Source organism: Nostoc spongiaeforme FACHB-130 (assembly GCF_014698475.1).
Lineage (GTDB): Bacteria > Cyanobacteriota > Cyanobacteriia > Cyanobacteriales > Nostocaceae > Nostoc_B > Nostoc_B spongiaeforme.
In genome coordinates this window covers 262,347-280,177 of sequence record NZ_JACJTB010000002.1, presented here as the reverse complement: position 1 = coordinate 280,177, position 17,831 = coordinate 262,347, and the positions used below count along the sequence as shown (strand labels likewise).

The 17,831-nt window shown below is 41.3% G+C and carries 19 protein-coding genes and 1 tRNA gene; 11 read left to right on the top strand and 9 right to left on the bottom strand.

Annotated features, from left to right (window positions below):
- Positions 1–54 precede the first annotated feature (54 nt).
- The 5 genes from H6G74_RS03455 to H6G74_RS03435 all read right to left on the bottom strand — a co-directional run bounded on the left by H6G74_RS03455 (position 55) and on the right by H6G74_RS03435 (position 4,950).
- Positions 55–624, bottom strand: a complete 570-nt coding sequence (locus H6G74_RS03455) for a Pycsar system effector family protein (RefSeq protein WP_190966321.1) — start codon at positions 622–624, stop codon at positions 55–57.
- 571 nt (positions 625–1,195) lie between these two features.
- Positions 1,196–2,437, bottom strand: coding sequence for an MFS transporter (locus H6G74_RS03450; RefSeq protein WP_190966422.1), 1,242 nt, complete (start codon positions 2,435–2,437; stop codon positions 1,196–1,198).
- Between the two features lie 155 nt (positions 2,438–2,592).
- Positions 2,593–3,156 carry a Uma2 family endonuclease gene (locus H6G74_RS03445; RefSeq protein WP_190966421.1) on the bottom strand — a complete coding sequence of 188 codons (564 nt, stop codon included), beginning with the start codon at positions 3,154–3,156 and terminating at the stop codon, positions 2,593–2,595.
- A gap of 55 nt (positions 3,157–3,211) precedes the next feature.
- Entirely contained in the window at positions 3,212–4,231 is a 1,020-nt protein-coding gene (locus H6G74_RS03440) for a glycosyltransferase family 2 protein (RefSeq protein ID WP_190966320.1), read from the bottom strand.
- Between the two features lie 14 nt (positions 4,232–4,245).
- Positions 4,246–4,950: a C40 family peptidase gene (locus tag H6G74_RS03435; RefSeq protein ID WP_190966319.1), complete on the bottom strand. Its 705-nt coding sequence runs from the start codon at positions 4,948–4,950 to the stop codon at positions 4,246–4,248.
- A 6-nt stretch (positions 4,951–4,956) separates the two neighbouring features.
- Between H6G74_RS03435 and H6G74_RS03430 the strand changes: the two genes are divergently transcribed.
- Together H6G74_RS03430 and H6G74_RS03425 are read left to right on the top strand one after the other, a co-directional pair.
- Entirely contained in the window at positions 4,957–5,895 is a 939-nt protein-coding gene (locus H6G74_RS03430) for a serine hydrolase (protein ID WP_190966318.1), read from the top strand.
- 205 nt (positions 5,896–6,100) lie between these two features.
- Positions 6,101–6,799 (top strand): hypothetical protein, encoded by a 699-nt coding sequence (locus tag H6G74_RS03425; RefSeq protein WP_190966420.1) that lies wholly within the window; start codon positions 6,101–6,103, stop codon positions 6,797–6,799.
- Between the two features lie 117 nt (positions 6,800–6,916).
- Here the strand turns inward: H6G74_RS03425 and H6G74_RS03420 are convergent, their stop codons facing one another.
- The 4 genes from H6G74_RS03420 to pds form a co-directional block, all read right to left on the bottom strand.
- Complete coding sequence (locus H6G74_RS03420) at positions 6,917–8,227, bottom strand: ABC transporter substrate-binding protein (RefSeq protein ID WP_190966317.1); 1,311 nt, start codon at positions 8,225–8,227, stop codon at positions 6,917–6,919.
- Between the two features lie 197 nt (positions 8,228–8,424).
- Positions 8,425–8,516, bottom strand: a tRNA-Ser gene (locus H6G74_RS03415).
- A gap of 113 nt (positions 8,517–8,629) precedes the next feature.
- Entirely contained in the window at positions 8,630–9,562 is a 933-nt protein-coding gene (crtB, locus tag H6G74_RS03410) for a 15-cis-phytoene synthase CrtB (protein WP_190966316.1), read from the bottom strand.
- Complete coding sequence (gene pds, locus H6G74_RS03405; RefSeq protein ID WP_190966315.1) at positions 9,546–10,985, bottom strand: 15-cis-phytoene desaturase; 1,440 nt, start codon at positions 10,983–10,985, stop codon at positions 9,546–9,548. Before pds ends, crtB begins: the two co-directional genes overlap by 17 nt.
- A gap of 213 nt (positions 10,986–11,198) precedes the next feature.
- Here pds and nagZ point away from each other — a divergent pair, with 213 nt between their 5' ends.
- The 9 genes from nagZ to H6G74_RS03360 all read left to right on the top strand — a co-directional run bounded on the left by nagZ (position 11,199) and on the right by H6G74_RS03360 (position 17,797).
- The gene (gene nagZ / locus H6G74_RS03400; RefSeq protein WP_190966314.1) at positions 11,199–12,287 is read left to right on the top strand and encodes a beta-N-acetylhexosaminidase; all 1,089 of its coding nucleotides are present in this window, start codon (positions 11,199–11,201) and stop codon (positions 12,285–12,287) included.
- Positions 12,288–12,385: 98 nt separating this feature from the next.
- Entirely contained in the window at positions 12,386–13,315 is a 930-nt protein-coding gene (locus H6G74_RS03395; protein ID WP_190966313.1) for a hypothetical protein, read from the top strand.
- An 84-nt stretch (positions 13,316–13,399) separates the two neighbouring features.
- Positions 13,400–13,612 (top strand): hypothetical protein, encoded by a 213-nt coding sequence (locus tag H6G74_RS03390; protein ID WP_190966312.1) that lies wholly within the window; start codon positions 13,400–13,402, stop codon positions 13,610–13,612.
- A gap of 123 nt (positions 13,613–13,735) precedes the next feature.
- Complete coding sequence (locus H6G74_RS03385) at positions 13,736–15,382, top strand: B12-binding domain-containing radical SAM protein (protein WP_190966311.1); 1,647 nt, start codon at positions 13,736–13,738, stop codon at positions 15,380–15,382.
- Between the two features lie 11 nt (positions 15,383–15,393).
- Positions 15,394–15,585, top strand: a complete 192-nt coding sequence (locus H6G74_RS03380; RefSeq protein ID WP_062287893.1) for a CPXCG motif-containing cysteine-rich protein — start codon at positions 15,394–15,396, stop codon at positions 15,583–15,585.
- Positions 15,586–15,690: 105 nt separating this feature from the next.
- Positions 15,691–16,155, top strand: a complete 465-nt coding sequence (locus H6G74_RS03375; RefSeq protein WP_190966310.1) for an SRPBCC family protein — start codon at positions 15,691–15,693, stop codon at positions 16,153–16,155.
- A gap of 174 nt (positions 16,156–16,329) precedes the next feature.
- Positions 16,330–16,737 (top strand): phage holin family protein, encoded by a 408-nt coding sequence (locus H6G74_RS03370; RefSeq protein WP_062287899.1) that lies wholly within the window; start codon positions 16,330–16,332, stop codon positions 16,735–16,737.
- A 120-nt stretch (positions 16,738–16,857) separates the two neighbouring features.
- Positions 16,858–17,043, top strand: a complete 186-nt coding sequence (locus H6G74_RS03365) for a YqaE/Pmp3 family membrane protein (protein ID WP_190966309.1) — start codon at positions 16,858–16,860, stop codon at positions 17,041–17,043.
- A gap of 217 nt (positions 17,044–17,260) precedes the next feature.
- Positions 17,261–17,797, top strand: a complete 537-nt coding sequence (locus H6G74_RS03360; RefSeq protein ID WP_190966308.1) for a Uma2 family endonuclease — start codon at positions 17,261–17,263, stop codon at positions 17,795–17,797.
- Positions 17,798–17,831: the final 34 nt, after the last annotated feature.

The window sequence follows — 17,831 nt, the reverse complement described above, 5'->3', positions numbered from 1 at the left end:
GTTTATGAGTAAATTGATAGTAGTTTTGGAATCGATGATTTTTCAAAATTTTATTTATAATGTTTTATAAATTACCAAACTAATTAAAATTGAACAAGGAATTACTAAAATCGAGATGATTAACATATAAACTGCATAGGTAAATATTCTGAATTTTAGAAATGTAATTCTAGCATTAATAGTAATTTGACTGGCTATATCTTTGTATTCTTTTTTAAAAGGTTTTATATTGTTATCAAAATAATACTGATTTAATGCTTTAAGTAATCCTTGCGAATTATATTTTTGTAAATCGCCAAAGAAATACAGGTTATCTGTATCTCTGATTGCAGATGTGGAATTTTTCATAGACATTGTTTGTAACGATAGCAGTCGCTCTAAGTTCGTTTTAGGAATAAATGAAAGAGAACAGATTAGGGCTGAAATGCAAAGCAGAGATGTTGTTAATAATAATCCAATACGTAAAGAGTTTGGGAGCATTTCTACTGTAGCTAGAAGGGTGATAGTTGCCGTAATTCCAGCACCTGAAAAAGCAAGTAAAACAGCATTTTTAGCTTCTGCAAATTTTAGCCACTCATTAACATTATGAAAAATAACTAATAGTTTACTGGTAATTTCATCCATAAAATATTTGCTTGCCTAATTTACTAATCATATTTATGAAGTTATTTTTGTATGTCTATATTTAACATGACATACAAACGATTTATACATAACAATCTCATTTGATTTATAAACTTACGCTTCAAGATAAGAAACAAAGCAAAGAGGTGTTTGTATATCTTATGCGGATTACTATAGTTATGACAAACTTTGTGGAGGTGTCAAAAACAACACCTTCACAGATTCTAAGAGCTAAAGAATAGCCATAACTGAACTGTATTTATTTGATATTCAAGAAACATGTAATAAATAGCATTATAAACTATAAATTCCAAAATAATGTTGCAATCAACAAGAGCAATAGTAGTAAATCTGTGATTTTTAAGCGATATTTAAAAAATATGAAAAAATATGAAAATTATAGAAAACATTTGTCTTTTGCATTGTAGAAAAGTTGCAAAAAATTCACAAATCTCAAATACTAGAAGAAACAAGATAATATATTCTAAAAAGAATCTTTAATTTTTTACATATTTATAGAGAGGCAAAATTTCACCTCTCTACACATCAAATGTTGTCAACGAATAAATATTTAACTCACGTCAACATTATTCAACGAAAAGGCATCTTCACCTCGACCAAGAGCAAAGCGTAAGGAACTAGTAAGACTTTTGTTGGATAAGGTGAGGAAAATTAGTAGTGCTAAAAAAGTGAGTGCTGCACTATAACCAAACATATTACGGTAGCCGACAAACTCACTGACATAACCAAATATAGGCGCAGCAATCGCAATTCCTAAGTCAAATCCAGCCATACAAATCGCAAAAACTTGCCCTCGTTCTTGGGGTAGTGAACGGTCTGCCATCATCGTCACGATCATCGAAATCATCGTACCACCACCGCAACCTTCGGCGATCGCAGAGATTAAAAAGGCATTGGTACTATTAGCTTGCCATAGTAATGCACAAGCCAAGGTATAAGCAGCAATCCCAAAGGTAATGAACAAACCTCGACCAACGCGATCGCTTGCTTTACCTGCAAACACCCTGATTGTAAAACTAGAAATGGCGGCAACTGTGAAAAACCAGCCGCCATTAAAATTTACTTCCGTAGATTTAATAAATAACGACACAAAGACATGCACCGTACCAACAGAACTACCTACTAGTAACATCACCAACGCGGGAACTCTTACCCTGGAACTAACCAAGATTTGCCAAAAATTAATGTTTTGGCGTTCTGATTGTGCTTGTGTGTTTACGGGTGGATTGATGACTTGTGATGCACACAACAGCCCAATTACAGCGACTGCGGCGGTAAACAAAAATAAAGGTGAGTAGCCAAAACTGTCTTGTAAATATCCTCCCAGTGCTGGCCCAATGGCTAAACCAATGGGTGCAGTTAAACTCATATAACTAATAATTTCACCACGAATTGCCACAGGTGCTAAATCAGCCACTAAAGCACTGTAGCCAGTGGTAAATGCGGCAATACTAATTCCATGAAAAATCCGCAGGAAGAATAATATAGAGATGGACGTAAATACTAAATAACCAAAAGGTGCGATCGCCGCTACTGTGAGTCCAATCAATAAAACCAGTTTACGCCCACGCTGGTCGGCTAGTTTGCCCAGCATTGGACGAAACAGCAATAACCCAATGGCAAAGCCACCCATCACTATGCCAATTTCTTGCTTACTACCACCCACATCTTGAATGTATAGCGGTAGCGTCGGTAAAAAAGCAGCAGTGCTTGACCAGAATAACAAACCTGCCGTAAACAAAATCAGCAGGTTTCGCCGGAGTTCGGCATTAAATGTATTAAAAGCTTTCAAGGCAGATGCAAAGAACACTAACTATCATTGTTCTAATATTTTTACGTGAGTTAAAATTTTTTGCCACTACTTCCCGTAACCAATCATTTACTAAAGCAAATTCAAGCAAGTATGAGAGTATAAAAGCGAAGTGCAGAGTAGAATTTTATTTAGCCTTATTCAAACACTACATCCTCGTAAAGTTCTGTAATTGTTGCCTCAAAATTAATACTATTTAGTCGAAAAGGTTGTTCTTGGGATGTGTATGTTTGTAGAACCCAAAAATCATCATCATTCAAGCGAAAACAATCAACTCGTTGGCGTTTCGTATTAATTAAAATGTATTCTTTTAAGCTTTCTATAGTTTGATAATCTGCGAATTTATCACCCCGATCAAAAGCTTCAGTCGAGTCAGATAAAACTTCAACAATTAAACAGGGAAATCTTTTATATACAGGTGTCTCTAGGTCTCTTGAATCGCAAGTTACCATCACATCAGGATAGTAATATCGATTCAAAGATTCAATTCGAGCTTTCATGGCCAGAATATAAACGCGATATTCAGAACCACGTAACTTATTTCTTAAAAGTACACCAAGATTCCCCGCAATTGTAACGTGGGAATCTATTGAGCCATCTAGTTTACATATATAGCCATCAATATATTCATGTTTAATGGAGCTTTTCTCCTCCATTTGCAGATATTCTTCGGGTGAGATGTAGTTGGGTGAAGCTATCATCATAAGTCCAAAAGCAAAAAGAAAAACCTACTACTAATGTTAACTACGCATTAAATCAAGTTGGGTTATTTTTATTTTCAACTACTTCTCTGACTCGATAGATAGGTCTTCCCTGAGATTCATGGTAAGTACGCATCAGTAACTCTGCTAACAGACCAAAGCAAAATAGTTGTACACCAGTTACTAATAACAAAACTGCCAAAATCAGTAACGGGCGATTACCAATCATTTCACCCATCGCCAATTTAACAAAAGTCAAATAAATTCCTATCCCCACACCCAAAACCATTGAACTCAAACCCAACAAACCAAAAACGTGCATTGGGCGGGTGAGGAACTTTTTCATAAACAAAATAGTTAACAAATCCATTAACACCCGAAAAGTCCGCGATATACCGTATTTACTGCGACCAAATCGCCTGGCGTGGTGACGTACAGGTATTTCGGTAATTCTTGCCCCTTCAATATATGCCAAGGCTGGTAAAAATCGGTGCAATTCACCGTAGAGATTCATATCTGCTACCAATTCTGCTCGATAGGCTTTCAGAGAGCAGCCATAGTCATGAATATAAACGCTAGTAGTGCGACGAATTAGCCAGTTAGCAATTTTAGAAGGAAGTAAGCGATTTAACGCCCCATCTTGCCGTTTTTGTCGCCAACCACTGACTAAATCGTAGCCTTCATCTAACTTTGCTAATAGCATTGGGATATCAGCAGGATCATTTTGCAAGTCAGCATCTAAAGTTACAACTGTTTTGCCCACTGCATAGTTAAACCCAGCAGACATCGCTGCTGTTTGTCCATAATTGCGCCGCAAAATTACCGCCTTTAAATCACTGCGACTTTGGGCTTGTGCTTTGAGAAATTCCGCCGAACCATCTGTAGAACCATCATCCACACAGATGATTTCATAACTAATTTGACTATCAGATAAAGTAGATGCGATCGCCTCTATTAAATGTGGTAAGCTTTCTACCTCATCACGTATCGGCACTACCACCGACACTGCTGGTACATTTGCGGAAACTACCCCGTTATCTTCACTCATTCTTTCTGGAATCAACCCACTCCTCATAACTCTCTGCGTCCTCAGCGCCTCTGTGGTTCGTAACTTTGCACAACTCGGCCAGCACCGCGTAGTTGCTGATAATATGACCGACTCACCGCATCTCCCTGTTCCGAGAGAATATCAATCCCAATTCCATTGCGTCCTTGAGTTGCTCCCGAACTATGGATATATGCACCATCTCCCAAATAAAGCCCGACATGAGTAGCTTTTTGCGGTGTACCAAAAAATATCAAGTCTGCTGGTTGTAATTCTGACAGTGTGATGGGTTGGACAAATGCTTCTTGCTGATAAGCATCCCTCGGTAACCAAATTCCCACCGAGACAAACGCCGCCTGCATCAAGCCAGAACAGTCATAATTTGGCCCCACTGTCCCACCCCAAAGATACTCATTAGATTGCTCCATAGCTTTTTGAGTAAAAGCGATAACCTGGGGAAGTAATTTTTTAATTTCTGTTTCCGCCCATGTTGTAGCTTGATACTGTACAGTAGCAGGTTGTAATAAACTCAAATCTGCCAACGCCACCCAGCCTGGATAATTATCCTCACATAAATACACCTCTACTGCTTGCCCTTGATGATTTGATGTTACCTGTAAATGTCGCCCAACAGCAGCTTGAGTTGCCAAGCGCGTACACTCAGGAGAATCATACAAGTTGAGGTTAGCGAGACATTGATATTCAGATGCGGTGAAATTGAGGATTTGGGATTCTGAATTAGAGAGCATTATTCAATGGTTTTCTTTAGAAAAGACGAGCAACTAGAAAATTTGGGTAATGGCATTTTAGAGGCTACTTGGGCAACATTTCCGACATTAGCCCAAAATCAAATTGCCTTGACTTGGATTGTCTACGATCCGCCAGTACTCGTAAATACTGGTGGCGCTTTAACTCCCGATGCCTTTTGGAATCACCCAGTACGTGGTTTTACGTATCGCGGTGTAGAACGGATTTATCCCGCGAGTGTTGTTAAGTTATTTTACTTGGTAGCAGTAAATGAATGGTTAGAAAAAGGCATGATCCAAACCTCGAAGGAATTGGAGCGAGCCTTGGGCGATATGATAATTGATTCTAGTAATGATGCCACAAGTTTAGTTGTAGATATTTTGACTGGTACTACTTCCGGGCCAGAGTTACCACCAGGGCCTTTTGAAACGTGGAAGCAACAACGCCATATTGTTAATCGCTACTACCAATCTTTGGGTTGGGAAGATATGGAGACAATAAATGTCTGCCAAAAAACTTGGTGTGATGGCCCTTATGGACGGGAACGGGCATTTTATGGAGAGATGTTTGATAATCGCAATATGTTGACGACAAATGCGATCGCCCGTTTGCTACATAGTATCGTGGGTGGGGTCGCAGTTTCGAGTGGGCGATCGCAAGCCATGATGAATCTACTCAAACGCAGTATCAACCCCGAAGATTTACCTAAAGATGTTGAAGAAGACCAAATCACAGGCTTTATCGGTGGTGGTTTGCCGCAAAACACTCAAATTTGGTCAAAAGCTGGTTGGACAAGTCAGGTTCGTCATGATGCAGCGTATATCGAAATACCTGATCAACGTCCTTATTTACTGGTAGTGTTTACTGAAGGTAAAGCCAACGCCAAAAGCCGCGAAATTCTCCCCTTTGTCTCGAAACTAATTGCAGAAGCCATTAGCAATCTTTAAAGTTTCTAGCAGTATTTAATCAATCACCAACCATCAATTCCCTACTCCCGAAAACTTAATTTTTTCATATTTCCCTTTCGCCACTTACGTCCTTCTCAGGATGTAGGAAATAAATTTGTGAGTTAAAGTCTAGCCATTGCCGAATTTTGCGGAGTATAACCGTAAAATTCATGATTTTGACGGCAATATTGTGTTAGGAGTGAATGTGAAAACTATTTTTCTGCGTAAAAGTGTTGTTTTATTACCAGGGTTAGTTACTTTTGCTGTCTTGAGTTGCGTTTTTTCTGCTCACGCCCAGACAGTAGACAAAGCAAATACTCAGCAGTTGATGGATTCTTCTATTACTATTAATCCCGTCTTCACACCGATTCCGGGAACAGTCGCCACCTCATCCACAGCTTTGATTCCTCAACCTGTTGAAGCTAATACTCAACCTTCAAATGTTCCAGAAGTTGCTCAATCAGATGTTGTGAATGTCGGTAGACGGACTCGCGGCGGCAGAAGTTACATCGGGGTTGGCGCTAATATTGGCTTAAGCGGGGGAGATACATCTTTAGGTGATGGTAATTTTGCCGTGCTGAGTAAGGTGGGATTGACAAATGCCTTTTCTATCAGACCTTCAGCCATATTTGGTGACAACACCACAATTTTGATTCCCGTTACCTACGACTTTTCCTTGCAACAAGACGAATTTACCGCGCCTTTACCCATAGCTCCCTATGTAGGAGTTGGTGCAGCTATTAACACTGGTGGTAATTCACAAGTTGCTTTCTTAGTATCTGGTGGAATTGATGTACCCCTCAACGCTCAATTTACAGCCACAGCATCTGTAAACGCCGGATTTTTTGATCAAACCGATGTGGGTTTGTTGGTGGGAGTTGGTTACAATTTTAGCGGTTTTTAGAAAATAGGGGCTAGTAATTTACCAACGCAATATTGCTGTGTAGACCTAGCAGGGGAGCAGGGAGCAGGGTGCAAGGGTGAGAATCTTTCTCTTCCGCCCCCTGCTCCGAAGCCATTCTTACTTAGGCGTAACTTTATCAATTACGCTAATTTTGCCTTCATCTCCTACAGTCCAAACATCATACACACCAAGGACATCACCATTTTCGTCAACATCTACGTTACCGCTTGCGCCCTGGTAGTTGATCGTTTTACCTTCTTTGAGTAACTTTAACCCTTCACAAACATCAGTAACTTCTGTACCAGAGCCAGCCGCAACTTCCCGGATTTTACTGGAAATGCCCACACCTGTGTTGTCTTTAGCGGCTTGTGCTGCTAAGACTAGCAATGCAGCTGCATCCCAGGCTTGGGGTGCATATTCTCCTGGTGAACCGCCTTTTTTCTCTTTCCACAACTTGTTAAAGGAGTCTAAGGCTTTACCATCAGAACCCGGTACTGTCCCTAACGCCCCGGTTAAGATAAATTTGCCATCGCTACCTTTACCAACCTGTTCAGGAAAGGTAGGTGATTTTACACCATCGGTGAGCAGAACTTGTACGCCTTTCATCAAACCTTGTTGATAAGCTGCTTTCAAAAGTAAACTACCTGTTTCAGCGTAGAGTACGGCAACTACTGCGTCTGGCTTACCAGCAAACGCCGCCGCGGCTTCAGTATCAAAGGTTTGGGCTTTGGGGTCGTAACGAACTGGGTTATTTTTATTAACTACTGTGCCGCCTAATTTTTCAAAGGTTTCGACAAAAGCTTTTTCAAAACCCACACCGTAATCGTTGTTAATTACAACTGTGGAAACACGTTTAAAACCTTTTTTATTAGCTAACTGAGCTAATGCTAGTGCTTGATAAGTATCTGGAGGTGCAGTCCGCGCCCAAAAGCCTTTAAGGTCTCCTTTTTTTGCTTTCTCCGTAAATACGGGGCTGGTGCTACCAGGAGATATCAACATAACTTTATTCGGTACAGCAACGGAAACTGCTGCTGTGGAAACACTACTCGCAAAGGAACCAACTACACCTGCTACTTTATCTAGTGTTGCCAGTTTGGTCATCCCAGCCGCACCTGCTTTGGGGTCAGTTTGGTCATCTACTTGTACGAGAGTGACGTTTTTACCATTGACTCCTCCACAGGCGTTAACGGTATCAACTAGCAATGGTACAGAGCCTACCATCTGCTGTCCAATGGAAGCCAAGTCACCGGTTGTTGGTAATAGAGTGCCAATTTTTAACCCGTCAGTACTGCTGGTGGTAGTTGAGTTAGCAGTTGGGCTGGTAGTACTAGTGCTATTGTTGGTGTTGGCATTGTCGCAAGCTGCCATCAAAAAGCCTGTGGCTATGGTAGCTACACTCAAGGCTAGGGCTGTAGTAATTCTTGGCATAATTTACTTTCACTCCTCTGAAATGCGGGAGCCTGAAAGTTCAGATTCAAAACTATTTTTCAGATAGCTCAATCTTAACAGACTCCAAATGTTAAATAATAACATCCACCATGAGGAGTATCTGTGCTAGTTCTGACATTAATATTAATATTTGTTTAATACGTTAGCAGTACTGAGTGCAGTTTACTGCCGAAAAACGGAGAGGGAGGGATTCGAACCCTCGGTACGGAGTTGCCTGCCGTACAACAGATTAGCAATCTGCCGCTTTCGACCACTCAGCCACCTCTCCAGGGTCACGAATATTTATGATAGCAGATTTTTTGGTAAAGTCAAACAATTTTTATGAGGCAGGAACCACTGCCTCCTGGCTTACCTTAACGAGGATTACTCACGTCGGACTACTTAAAGAACTTGCGATCGCATCCAAGCCAAGGGTAAGGTGCGGAATTTTTTCAATTGCGACACAAAAGCCCGTTGGCTGAACACATCATAATCATTGCGTTCAATGGCATCCAAAATCTGTCCGTAGAGCATGGAAGCTGCCCACACTGGCCAACGAGCATCGGGTGACAGATGACTAATACCTTCTTCGGCTTTGGTATAGAATTGCCTCGCCCTGTCAATTTGAAATTGCATTAAGGCTCGCCAACGGTCATCAACTACACCTTGAAAGAATTCTGGCTCGGTGTAGTTGAATCGCGCTAAGTCTTCTAGGGGTATGTATATGCGTCCGCGTCGGGTATCTTCCCCCACATCCCGCAGAATGTTGGTGAGTTGATTGGCAATGCCGAGGGCGATCGCTTCTTCTGTGGGAATATACTGTGGTTTTTTCTGATTCCAAGGTGCCGTATTAGCTTCAGTATCTACACCCATAATGGCTGTTGACATTAACCCCACAGTCCCAGCCACACGATAACAGTAGAGGTACAATTCCTCAAATGTTTCGTAGCGGCTGCGGTATAAATCCATACGCTGGCCAGCAATCATATCCCGAAAGGGCTGAATGTCTAGGGGAAAGTTTCGTAAACTATCCACCAAAGCGACATCATAATTTTCTTGTGGGTGTCCTGCAAAAATCGATTCTAGTTGCTGCTCCCATAGGTCTAGGGTTTCTGGGGTGGTGATGGCAGATGCAGGCCCATCTACTAATTCGTCTGTACGGCGACACCAAGCGTAAATTGCCCAAACAGCTTGACGCTTTGCCGGACTCATCAGCAAAGTACCAAGGTAAAAGGTTTTGGCATACTTGGCTGTAAGTTGCCGACAAAGTTTATATGACTCGTCTACAGAGACCAGCGTTTTCATGCGCGGGGGGGAATCAGGCAGTTGCAGCATTCGTTGCAGGCGGTCGGGTTAGCGTTTGTAAGTTTGAGGCACTGGCCTCTGGCAGCGATTCACAAATCGCCTGCGCTGTTAGCTTACCAGAAAGTACGGCCCCTTCCATACTGCCTAGATAGCGTTGCATGGTGTAACTCCCACTCAAAAAGAAATTGGCGATGGGCGTTTTTTGGGGCGGACGGTACTGTTGACGACCAGGAGTCGCTTTGTAAACTGAACGCGGCGTTTTCACTACATGAGATTTCAACAGTTTTGCTGGATTTTCTTTCCCAAAGTGGTCGGGGAAAAGTTTTTCCAACTCAGTCATAGTTGCAGCCACAATTTCCTCGTCAGATTTGCTCACCCAATCTTTCGCTGGAGCTAGAACTAATTCCAGCATTGAGCGATCAGGGTTAGCATATTCTCGACAAGTATTGCTCATATCAGCATAAACGCTGAGGAGGGGCGACCGCGAGAAAAGTAGGTGATCAATGTCTGTTAATTTCCGATCAAACCATAAATGAAGGTTAACTACTGGCACGCCTTCTAAGCCTTCTAGCTTTTGAAAGAATTCCATTTGCTGCCAAGGTTCAGGCAACATCACTTTTAAAGGATCAACTGACATCGCTGATACGTAAAAGTCTGCCGTCACCACTTCATCTGGTTCGCCATTTAACCCACGCAGCAAAAATTCTTTAACTGTGCCATCAGGGTTCAGCACAATTTCTTTGAGGGGGGCATTGAGCCGCACTTGACCACCACGTTCGGTAATGTAATCAACGATGGGTTGACACAATCTTTCTGTGGGCGAACCATCCAAAAAGGCGATTTTGGAACCGTATCGCTCTTGCAAGAAGCGATTCAGGGCTGTTAATAAAATTGTTGAAGATACTTCATCAGGGTTAATAAAGGTGAGGGCTTTAGAAGCAGCAATAAACACGTCACTTGCTACTCGTTCGCCAACGCCTTGTCTTTTCAGCCATTCAGAAAAGCTGTACTTGTCCATCTCTTCAACATAATTTTGACCCCGGACAATGGCTGGCAGCAGGCCAATAGCAAACCTAATCTTCTGCTCCCAAGTCAACATGTCGTTGTTACGCAGAATCGAGGCAATGATGTTAAACGGAGATGGAATGTCAGGAACATCAAACCGTGAGAGTGTTCCGGGCTTTTCTGGTTGATTAAAAATTAGTGTATGTTCTTTCCATTGGAGGCGGTCTTCAATGCCCAATTCCTTGAGCAATTGCAGCATATTGGGGTATGCCCCAAAGAAGGCGTGTAACCCGGTTTCGTACCAGTCGCCGTCAGAGTCTTTCCATGCCGCTACTAGGCCACCCAATACGTCCCGACGCTCTAAGACAATGGGAGTGTGACCTGCGTCTACAAGATATTTCGCGCAGGAAAGTCCTGCTAGACCAGCACCCGCGATCGCTACTCGCATTTAAACCTACTGTTGTTCAATATTTCTTAATGGTTTTGTCGTTCTCATTATACGTTGCAATCCGTTACATTTGGCAGTAATTATGCGGTTGCTTGGGGAAAAAGTTCTTAATTTAAGGGAACGGGGAACGGAGAACGGGGAACAATTCAATGATTTTTGGTGGCAATGGTAGATTTTTATACAAAACTTTTTTAGGAAAATAGGTAAAAAATTATGTCAATTTCACGAGAGCTAGAACTATTTGGAAATCACGTAATTTTGGGTGTTTCCGGCACAACATTGAGTGATGATGATAAGCGGGCGCTGGGTGAATTAAAACCAGTGGGAGTCATATTTTTTGGGAAAAACTTTATAGATGGCGTTGCTTATGAGGTTTGGTTAGAAAGTTTTCAAGAACTCATCGACCAAATTCGAGAATATGCGGAACGTGATTCGATGTTCATGACTTTAGATCATGAAGGCGGGCGTGTGGTTCGCACACCTTTACCTATTACGCGATTTCCTTATGCTTCACTGTTGCGATCGCAAGCCAGGGAAGTAGCAAAAGCCACAGCCAGAGAGTTGAAATCACTGGGAATTAATGTCTCTTGGTCGCCTGTGGCGGATGTTTATTCTAATCCTCTCAACCCCATAATTGGGCCGCGTGCTTTTGGCAACACACCAGAAACCGCAGCCCAGTATGCGTTGGAATATTATCTAGGGTTGCAAGAGTCTGGTATTTTAGGATGTGCCAAGCATTTTCCCGGACATGGAGACACCAGCACCGATTCTCATGTTGAGTTACCAGTGCTGAATTTAACTGTACAAGATTTGCGCGATCGCGAACTGATACCTTTTAAAGCTTTGATTGCAGCGCAAATTCCCTTAATTATGACAACTCACATTCTGTTTCCTCAAATTGACCCAGATGTGCCAGCCACTATCTCACAACCAATTCTGAAAAATATTTTACGAGCAGAACTAGGGTTTGAGGGTGTTGTCGTATCCGATGACTTGGATATGAAAGCAATTTCCGATATGTTTACCCAAAGTGGTACTGTTGCACGCGCCTTTAATGCTGGGTGTGACTTGTTTATTTTGTCGCGGAATATCAATTCATCGTCTTTGGAACGTACTTATTATATGGCGAAAGATTTTGCTGATGCTCTTAGTCAAGGTAGCTTGCAGCAAGAGGTAGTAACAGCCGCTAGACAGAGAATTGAAAATTTATTAGCCCAAACACCACAATATATTGTTCATGCTTTGGATAAAGCTACATTACTACGACATGCAGAATTAGCGATCGCTTGTACTTTCCAATAAAGCTATTTCAAACTTCTTACCTTCTTTGCGCCTTTGCGCCTACTCTTCGAGAAGCCGCTACCGCGTCTATGCGTGAGATAAATCATAATTTCCCTTACATGACCAGATTCATTCACGACCAATTCGCTAAAGATTATTTAGAAGAATTACTCACCCCTTATGGCGAAGTCCAAGCAGCACGACGAGTTGCAGGCGAAGTCAGAGAAATAGACGTTTATTTCATTCCCACACAGCCAAGTAACATCTCAGAAACACTTGGTTTATTGGGACAATTTGCCACGACTCCGGCGTTGTTTGAACCGTTTCGGAATCCTGCTGCGGCTACAGAAATCTGTGATTGTCTTTTAAAATTATTAGAGGTACGTGGCGATTTACAACGGCAAGCAAATCGAAACAACACCCGCATTCAAGAATCTGATTTACCAAAATTATGGATTCTGACACCAACAGCATCAGCATCACTCCTCTCAGGATTTGGTGCTAACCCGAAAGCTGATTTTCTGCCCGGTGTTTACTTTATGGCAGACTACTTACGTACAGCCATAGTCGCAATTCATCAGTTACCTATTATCCCCGAAACCTTATGGCTGAGAATCATTGGTAGAGGAAACGTGCAGAAACAAGCCATTGATGAGCTAGAAGCACTATCTCCTAATAACCCATTCCGAAAAGCAGCATTAGAATTACTGTACAACTTGCAACAAAATTTACAATTTACGCAAAATCCAGACCAAGAAGATAGGGAGTTAGTTATGCGATTAGCACCACTTTATCAACAAGATAGAGAACAGGCGATACAAGAAGGTGAGGCAAGAGGAATTCAAACAGGAATTCAAACAGGAATTCAAACAGGAATTCAGCAAGGTGAACGTTTAGTTGTGGAAAATTTGCTGAAGGTTCGCTTTGGTGAATTAGATAATCAACTGCAAGCAATTATTGAACCTTTATTAGCTTTACCACCAGAAGAATTTACTCCTTTGCTGTTGCAATTATCGCGGGAAGAATTAATCGCTAGGTTTACCTATTAACTTTTTGGCGGTGCGTTGTCCTGCGCGACAACACACCCTACATTTCCCTCACAAAACCAAGATGAAGAAGATAGAGAGTTAGTTATGCGGTTAGCACCACTTTATCAACAAGATAGAGAACAAGCAATACAGCAAGGCGAACGCTTAGTTGTGGAGAATTTACTTAAAGTTCGCTTTGGTGAATTAGATAATCAATTACAAGCAATTATTGAACCTTTATTAGCTTTACCACCGGAAGAATTTACTCCTTTGCTGTTGCAATTATCGCGGGAAGAATTAATTGCTAGGTTTTGTTAGGTTATACTAGATAAGGCTTGTAAATTTACTTTTAACCGCAGAGACTCGCAGAGTTAAACGCAAAGGTACGCAGAGTCTTTTTTCGTTTTTTTAATATAAAAATTTGGAACAATCTAAAATTGCATGACCTCATCTCTATTTGCTACTGAACAACTTTTATTTACTCCTACTACTTCTGATACTGATGCGATACCCCTGATTTTTGCTTTTCCTAATGAGTACAGTGTAGGTATTACTAGCCTTGGCTATCAGATAGTTTGGGCAACTTTGGCAATGCGCGATGATGTGCAGGTGAGTCGTCTATTTACTGATATTCATGAACAACTTCCGAGACAGACGGAAATTGTGGGATTTTCGATTTCTTGGGAATTGGATTATGTAAACATTTTAAATTTACTTGAATCTCTAGATATTCCAATTCGGGCAAAATTACGAAATGATGCTCATCCGCTAATTTTTGGTGGTGGCCCAGTTCTCACGGCTAATCCTGAACCTTTCGCTGATTTTTTTGATATCATCTTGTTAGGAGATGGGGAAAATTTGCTGGGTGATTTTATTGCAGCTTACAAAGAAGTTAGACAAGCTACTAGACAAATTCAGCTTCAAAGATTAGCACAAGTACCAGGGATTTATATTCCGAGTTTGTATGAGGTGGAATATCACACACCAGATGGTGAGGTAAAGTCAATTCAGCCGATTGATGCAGATATTCCAGCTATTGTGCAGAAGCAAACTTATCGCGGAAATATTCTCTCGGCTTCTACAGTAGTTACAGAAAAAGCTGCTTGGGAAAATATTTACATGGTGGAGGTGGTTAGAAGTTGTCCGGAAATGTGCCGCTTTTGTTTGGCAAGTTATCTGACTTTACCATTTAGAACTGCTAGTTTGGAAAGTTCATTAATTCCTGCGATTGAGCGAGGTTTAGCAGTTACAAATCGCTTGGGATTATTGGGTGCTTCTGTTACTCAACATCCAGAGTTTGAGGAGTTATTAAATTATATTAGTCAGCCAAAATATGATGATGTGCGGCTGAGTATTGCTTCCGTCAGAACTAATACAGTAACAGTGCAGTTGGCAGAAACTTTAGCGAAACGAGACACGCGATCGCTTACCATAGCTGTAGAAAGTGGTTCAGATCAACTGCGGCAAATCATCAACAAAAAGCTGCAAAATGATGAAATTATCCAAGCGGCGATAAATGCCAAAGCTGGCGGACTCTCCAGCTTGAAACTCTACGGGATGGTTGGGATTCCTGGGGAAGAGGCGGAAGATTTAGACGCAACTGTAGCGATGATGCGGAGTATTAAAAAAGCTGCGCCAGGATTGCGGTTAAGCTTTGGTTGTAGCACCTTTGTCCCCAAATCTCATACACCATTTCAATGGTTTGGGGTAAACCGTCAAGCAGAAAAACGGTTGCAGCTTTTACAAAAACAACTTAAACCCCAGGGGATAGATTTTCGTCCCGAAAGTTATAACTGGTCTATCATACAGGCTTTGTTATCCAGAGGCGATCGCAGATTATCCCAACTTCTCGAACTCACCCGCGACTTTGGCGACTCCTTGGGTAGTTATAAACGCGCCTTTAAGCAACTTAAAGGACAAATCCCCGACTTAGATTTCTATGTCCATACTAACTGGTCAACATCCCAAGTCTTGCCTTGGAGCCACTTGCAAGGGCCGCTACCGCAGTCTACACTACTAAAGCACTTGGATGAGGCGACAAGTCATTTCCGTTCAGCCTCTAAAGAACTACAACCTTTAAATTCGTAGTCAAAATTTGAATGCAAACCACTGCTGAGTATTACTGCGCCTTTTGCGGCGAACCAAACTTAACCTTTATTGACTTGAGTGCGGGGGGACAGCAATCTTATGTTGAAGATTGTCAAGTTTGCTGTAACCCCAATATTTTGTATATCCGGGTTGACGAGGACACCTTAGATATCGAAATCGATACTGAATACGACGAAGGCTGATATATTTTGGATTTTAGATTTAGAATCGCTGTGTATCCCTTGGGTGTATTAATACCATCTGTCACCATCATCTTTTCTTGGTATGAGTTTTAGGTTTTGCTGTTCATGCTGCACTTCAACCATTCATCTGTAATTAATGCGCCAATAGAAGTAGTTTGGCAATTTCACGAAAGACCAGATATCCTGCAAATGCTAACTCCACCTTGGCAACCAGTCCAAGTAGTCCGGCGAGAGGGAGGACTGCAAATAGGTGCTATTACAGAGTTTCGTTTGTTTCTGGGATTAGTACCTTTAACTTGGTTAGCGCGTCACACCCAATGCGAACCATATCACCTATTTGTCGATGAACAAATATCTGGCCCCTTTGAAACTTGGATACATCGCCATGAATTTCTCTCCGAAGATGGTAAAACCAAGTTAACAGACGCAATTTCCTACTCTATGCCAGGGGGAGATACAGTTGAATTTATTAGTGGTTGGCTAGTACAAAGTCAACTAGAAGCAATGTTTCGCTACCGCCATTATGTTACGAAGCGTGAATGCGAGGCTAAAGGTAATAGCTGGTGGTAAAAATAGGGATTAGAGGCTAGAGTCAGTTTTATCCTATATTTACGACATTTCCCCCAAAATCCGTCAATTGGTAGAAGCAGAATCTATCTTATAAGAGAGGTTGAATCTTCCTAGATTGTTAATGATAGTAGCAAGACATTCAAACAAACTATCACTGACTTTTTAGGTAAAAAAATGTTGGGAACATTTCTTATCACTCTAGCTACAGCACTCAGCTTACTAATTGTTGACTTAGTTGTGCCTGGTGTTAATATTGCTAACTTTCCTTCGGCGTTAATTGCTGCTGTTGTCATTGGCTTACTTAATAGTTCTGTCAAGCCAGTTCTTTCTACCCTATCTTTACCATTAAACCTGTTAACATTCGGTGCATTTTCGCTGGTTGTGAACGGTATTTGTTTCACATTAGCAGCATTTTTAGTACCTGGGTTTAGCGCACATGGAATCCTCGCGTTTATTCTCGGCCCAGTTGTTTTATCTTTAGCTAACACCTTCATTGGTAACTACTTTGCTGAAAGAAACCTGTCTTTAACAGGCAACACTTCAAAAACAGGTGAATTACCTCAAGGTAATCCTCAGCAATAGTAGCAATATTATCGGCGGCAAAAACTATGCAGAATTAACATAATTCCTGAGACAGAGTTTGTCATGAAGTTAATTCTGGACAATATGAGTTAATCAATTTGAAACAGTAACAACAAACCCATGAAACTATTACGCTTTTTACTTGCTCTTTTATTGCCTCCTTTGGGCGTTTTTCTAACAGTTGGTGTTGGCCCGACTTTGGTAATTAATATTCTGCTGACTTTGCTTGGTTGGCTTCCTGGCAGTATTCATGCACTGTGGGTAGTGGCTAAGAGAGAAGAAGCATTAAATAGCGGCACTTACTAAATTAGGTAAGAGAATCTACATCTTTCCATCGAACAAACCTCTCTCAATAAGGACAATCAATTAAGGGTAGACTATGAAAATCTACCCTTTTTATTATGTTTTTATTAGTATTTAGATAGCTCCACTTACTTAAGCTAATATGGTGTTGATTGCATATCAAATATGAAATATAATTAGATGCTATGCAAGCAAGCATAGTAAAGGTTTGTCAAAAGATATGCCCCAGTCAAGTACTAAGATTTCGCTTGCAGAGTTTCTTTCCCAACCTCAAATAGAAGCTTCTCCTGCATTGGAACTAATTGATGGGCGAGTTGTTCAAAAAACAATGCCAACCCTATTTTATTCCAGGCTACAACGTAACCTAGTAAATTATATTAACGATCGCACCGATCAATTTGAAGCTGTGCAGAAGCTACGTTGTATTGTACCGCCTTACTCACCAGTACCAGATATTGTGATTATTGCAGGCGATCGCCTGAGTGATGCAGATGGCCCATTTAATGGAGCGCCAGATTGGTTAATTGAAATTCGCTCACCAGACCAAAGCACTTTAGACTTACAAAATAAGATTCTCCACTGTCTTAGTAATGGAACCCAACTGGCTTGGTTAATTGACCTGGCTCGTCAGCAAATATGGGTTTGGCAAGGAGATGACCTACCGATAATTTTTGCAGGAGGAGATTTTCTACCAAGTTTAGGTATTCTCCCGAAAATTACAGTTGATGCTGTTATGGCGATGACTAGCGGAAGATAGCTGTTGTATGAGTACGTTGTTAACTAAATCGCAC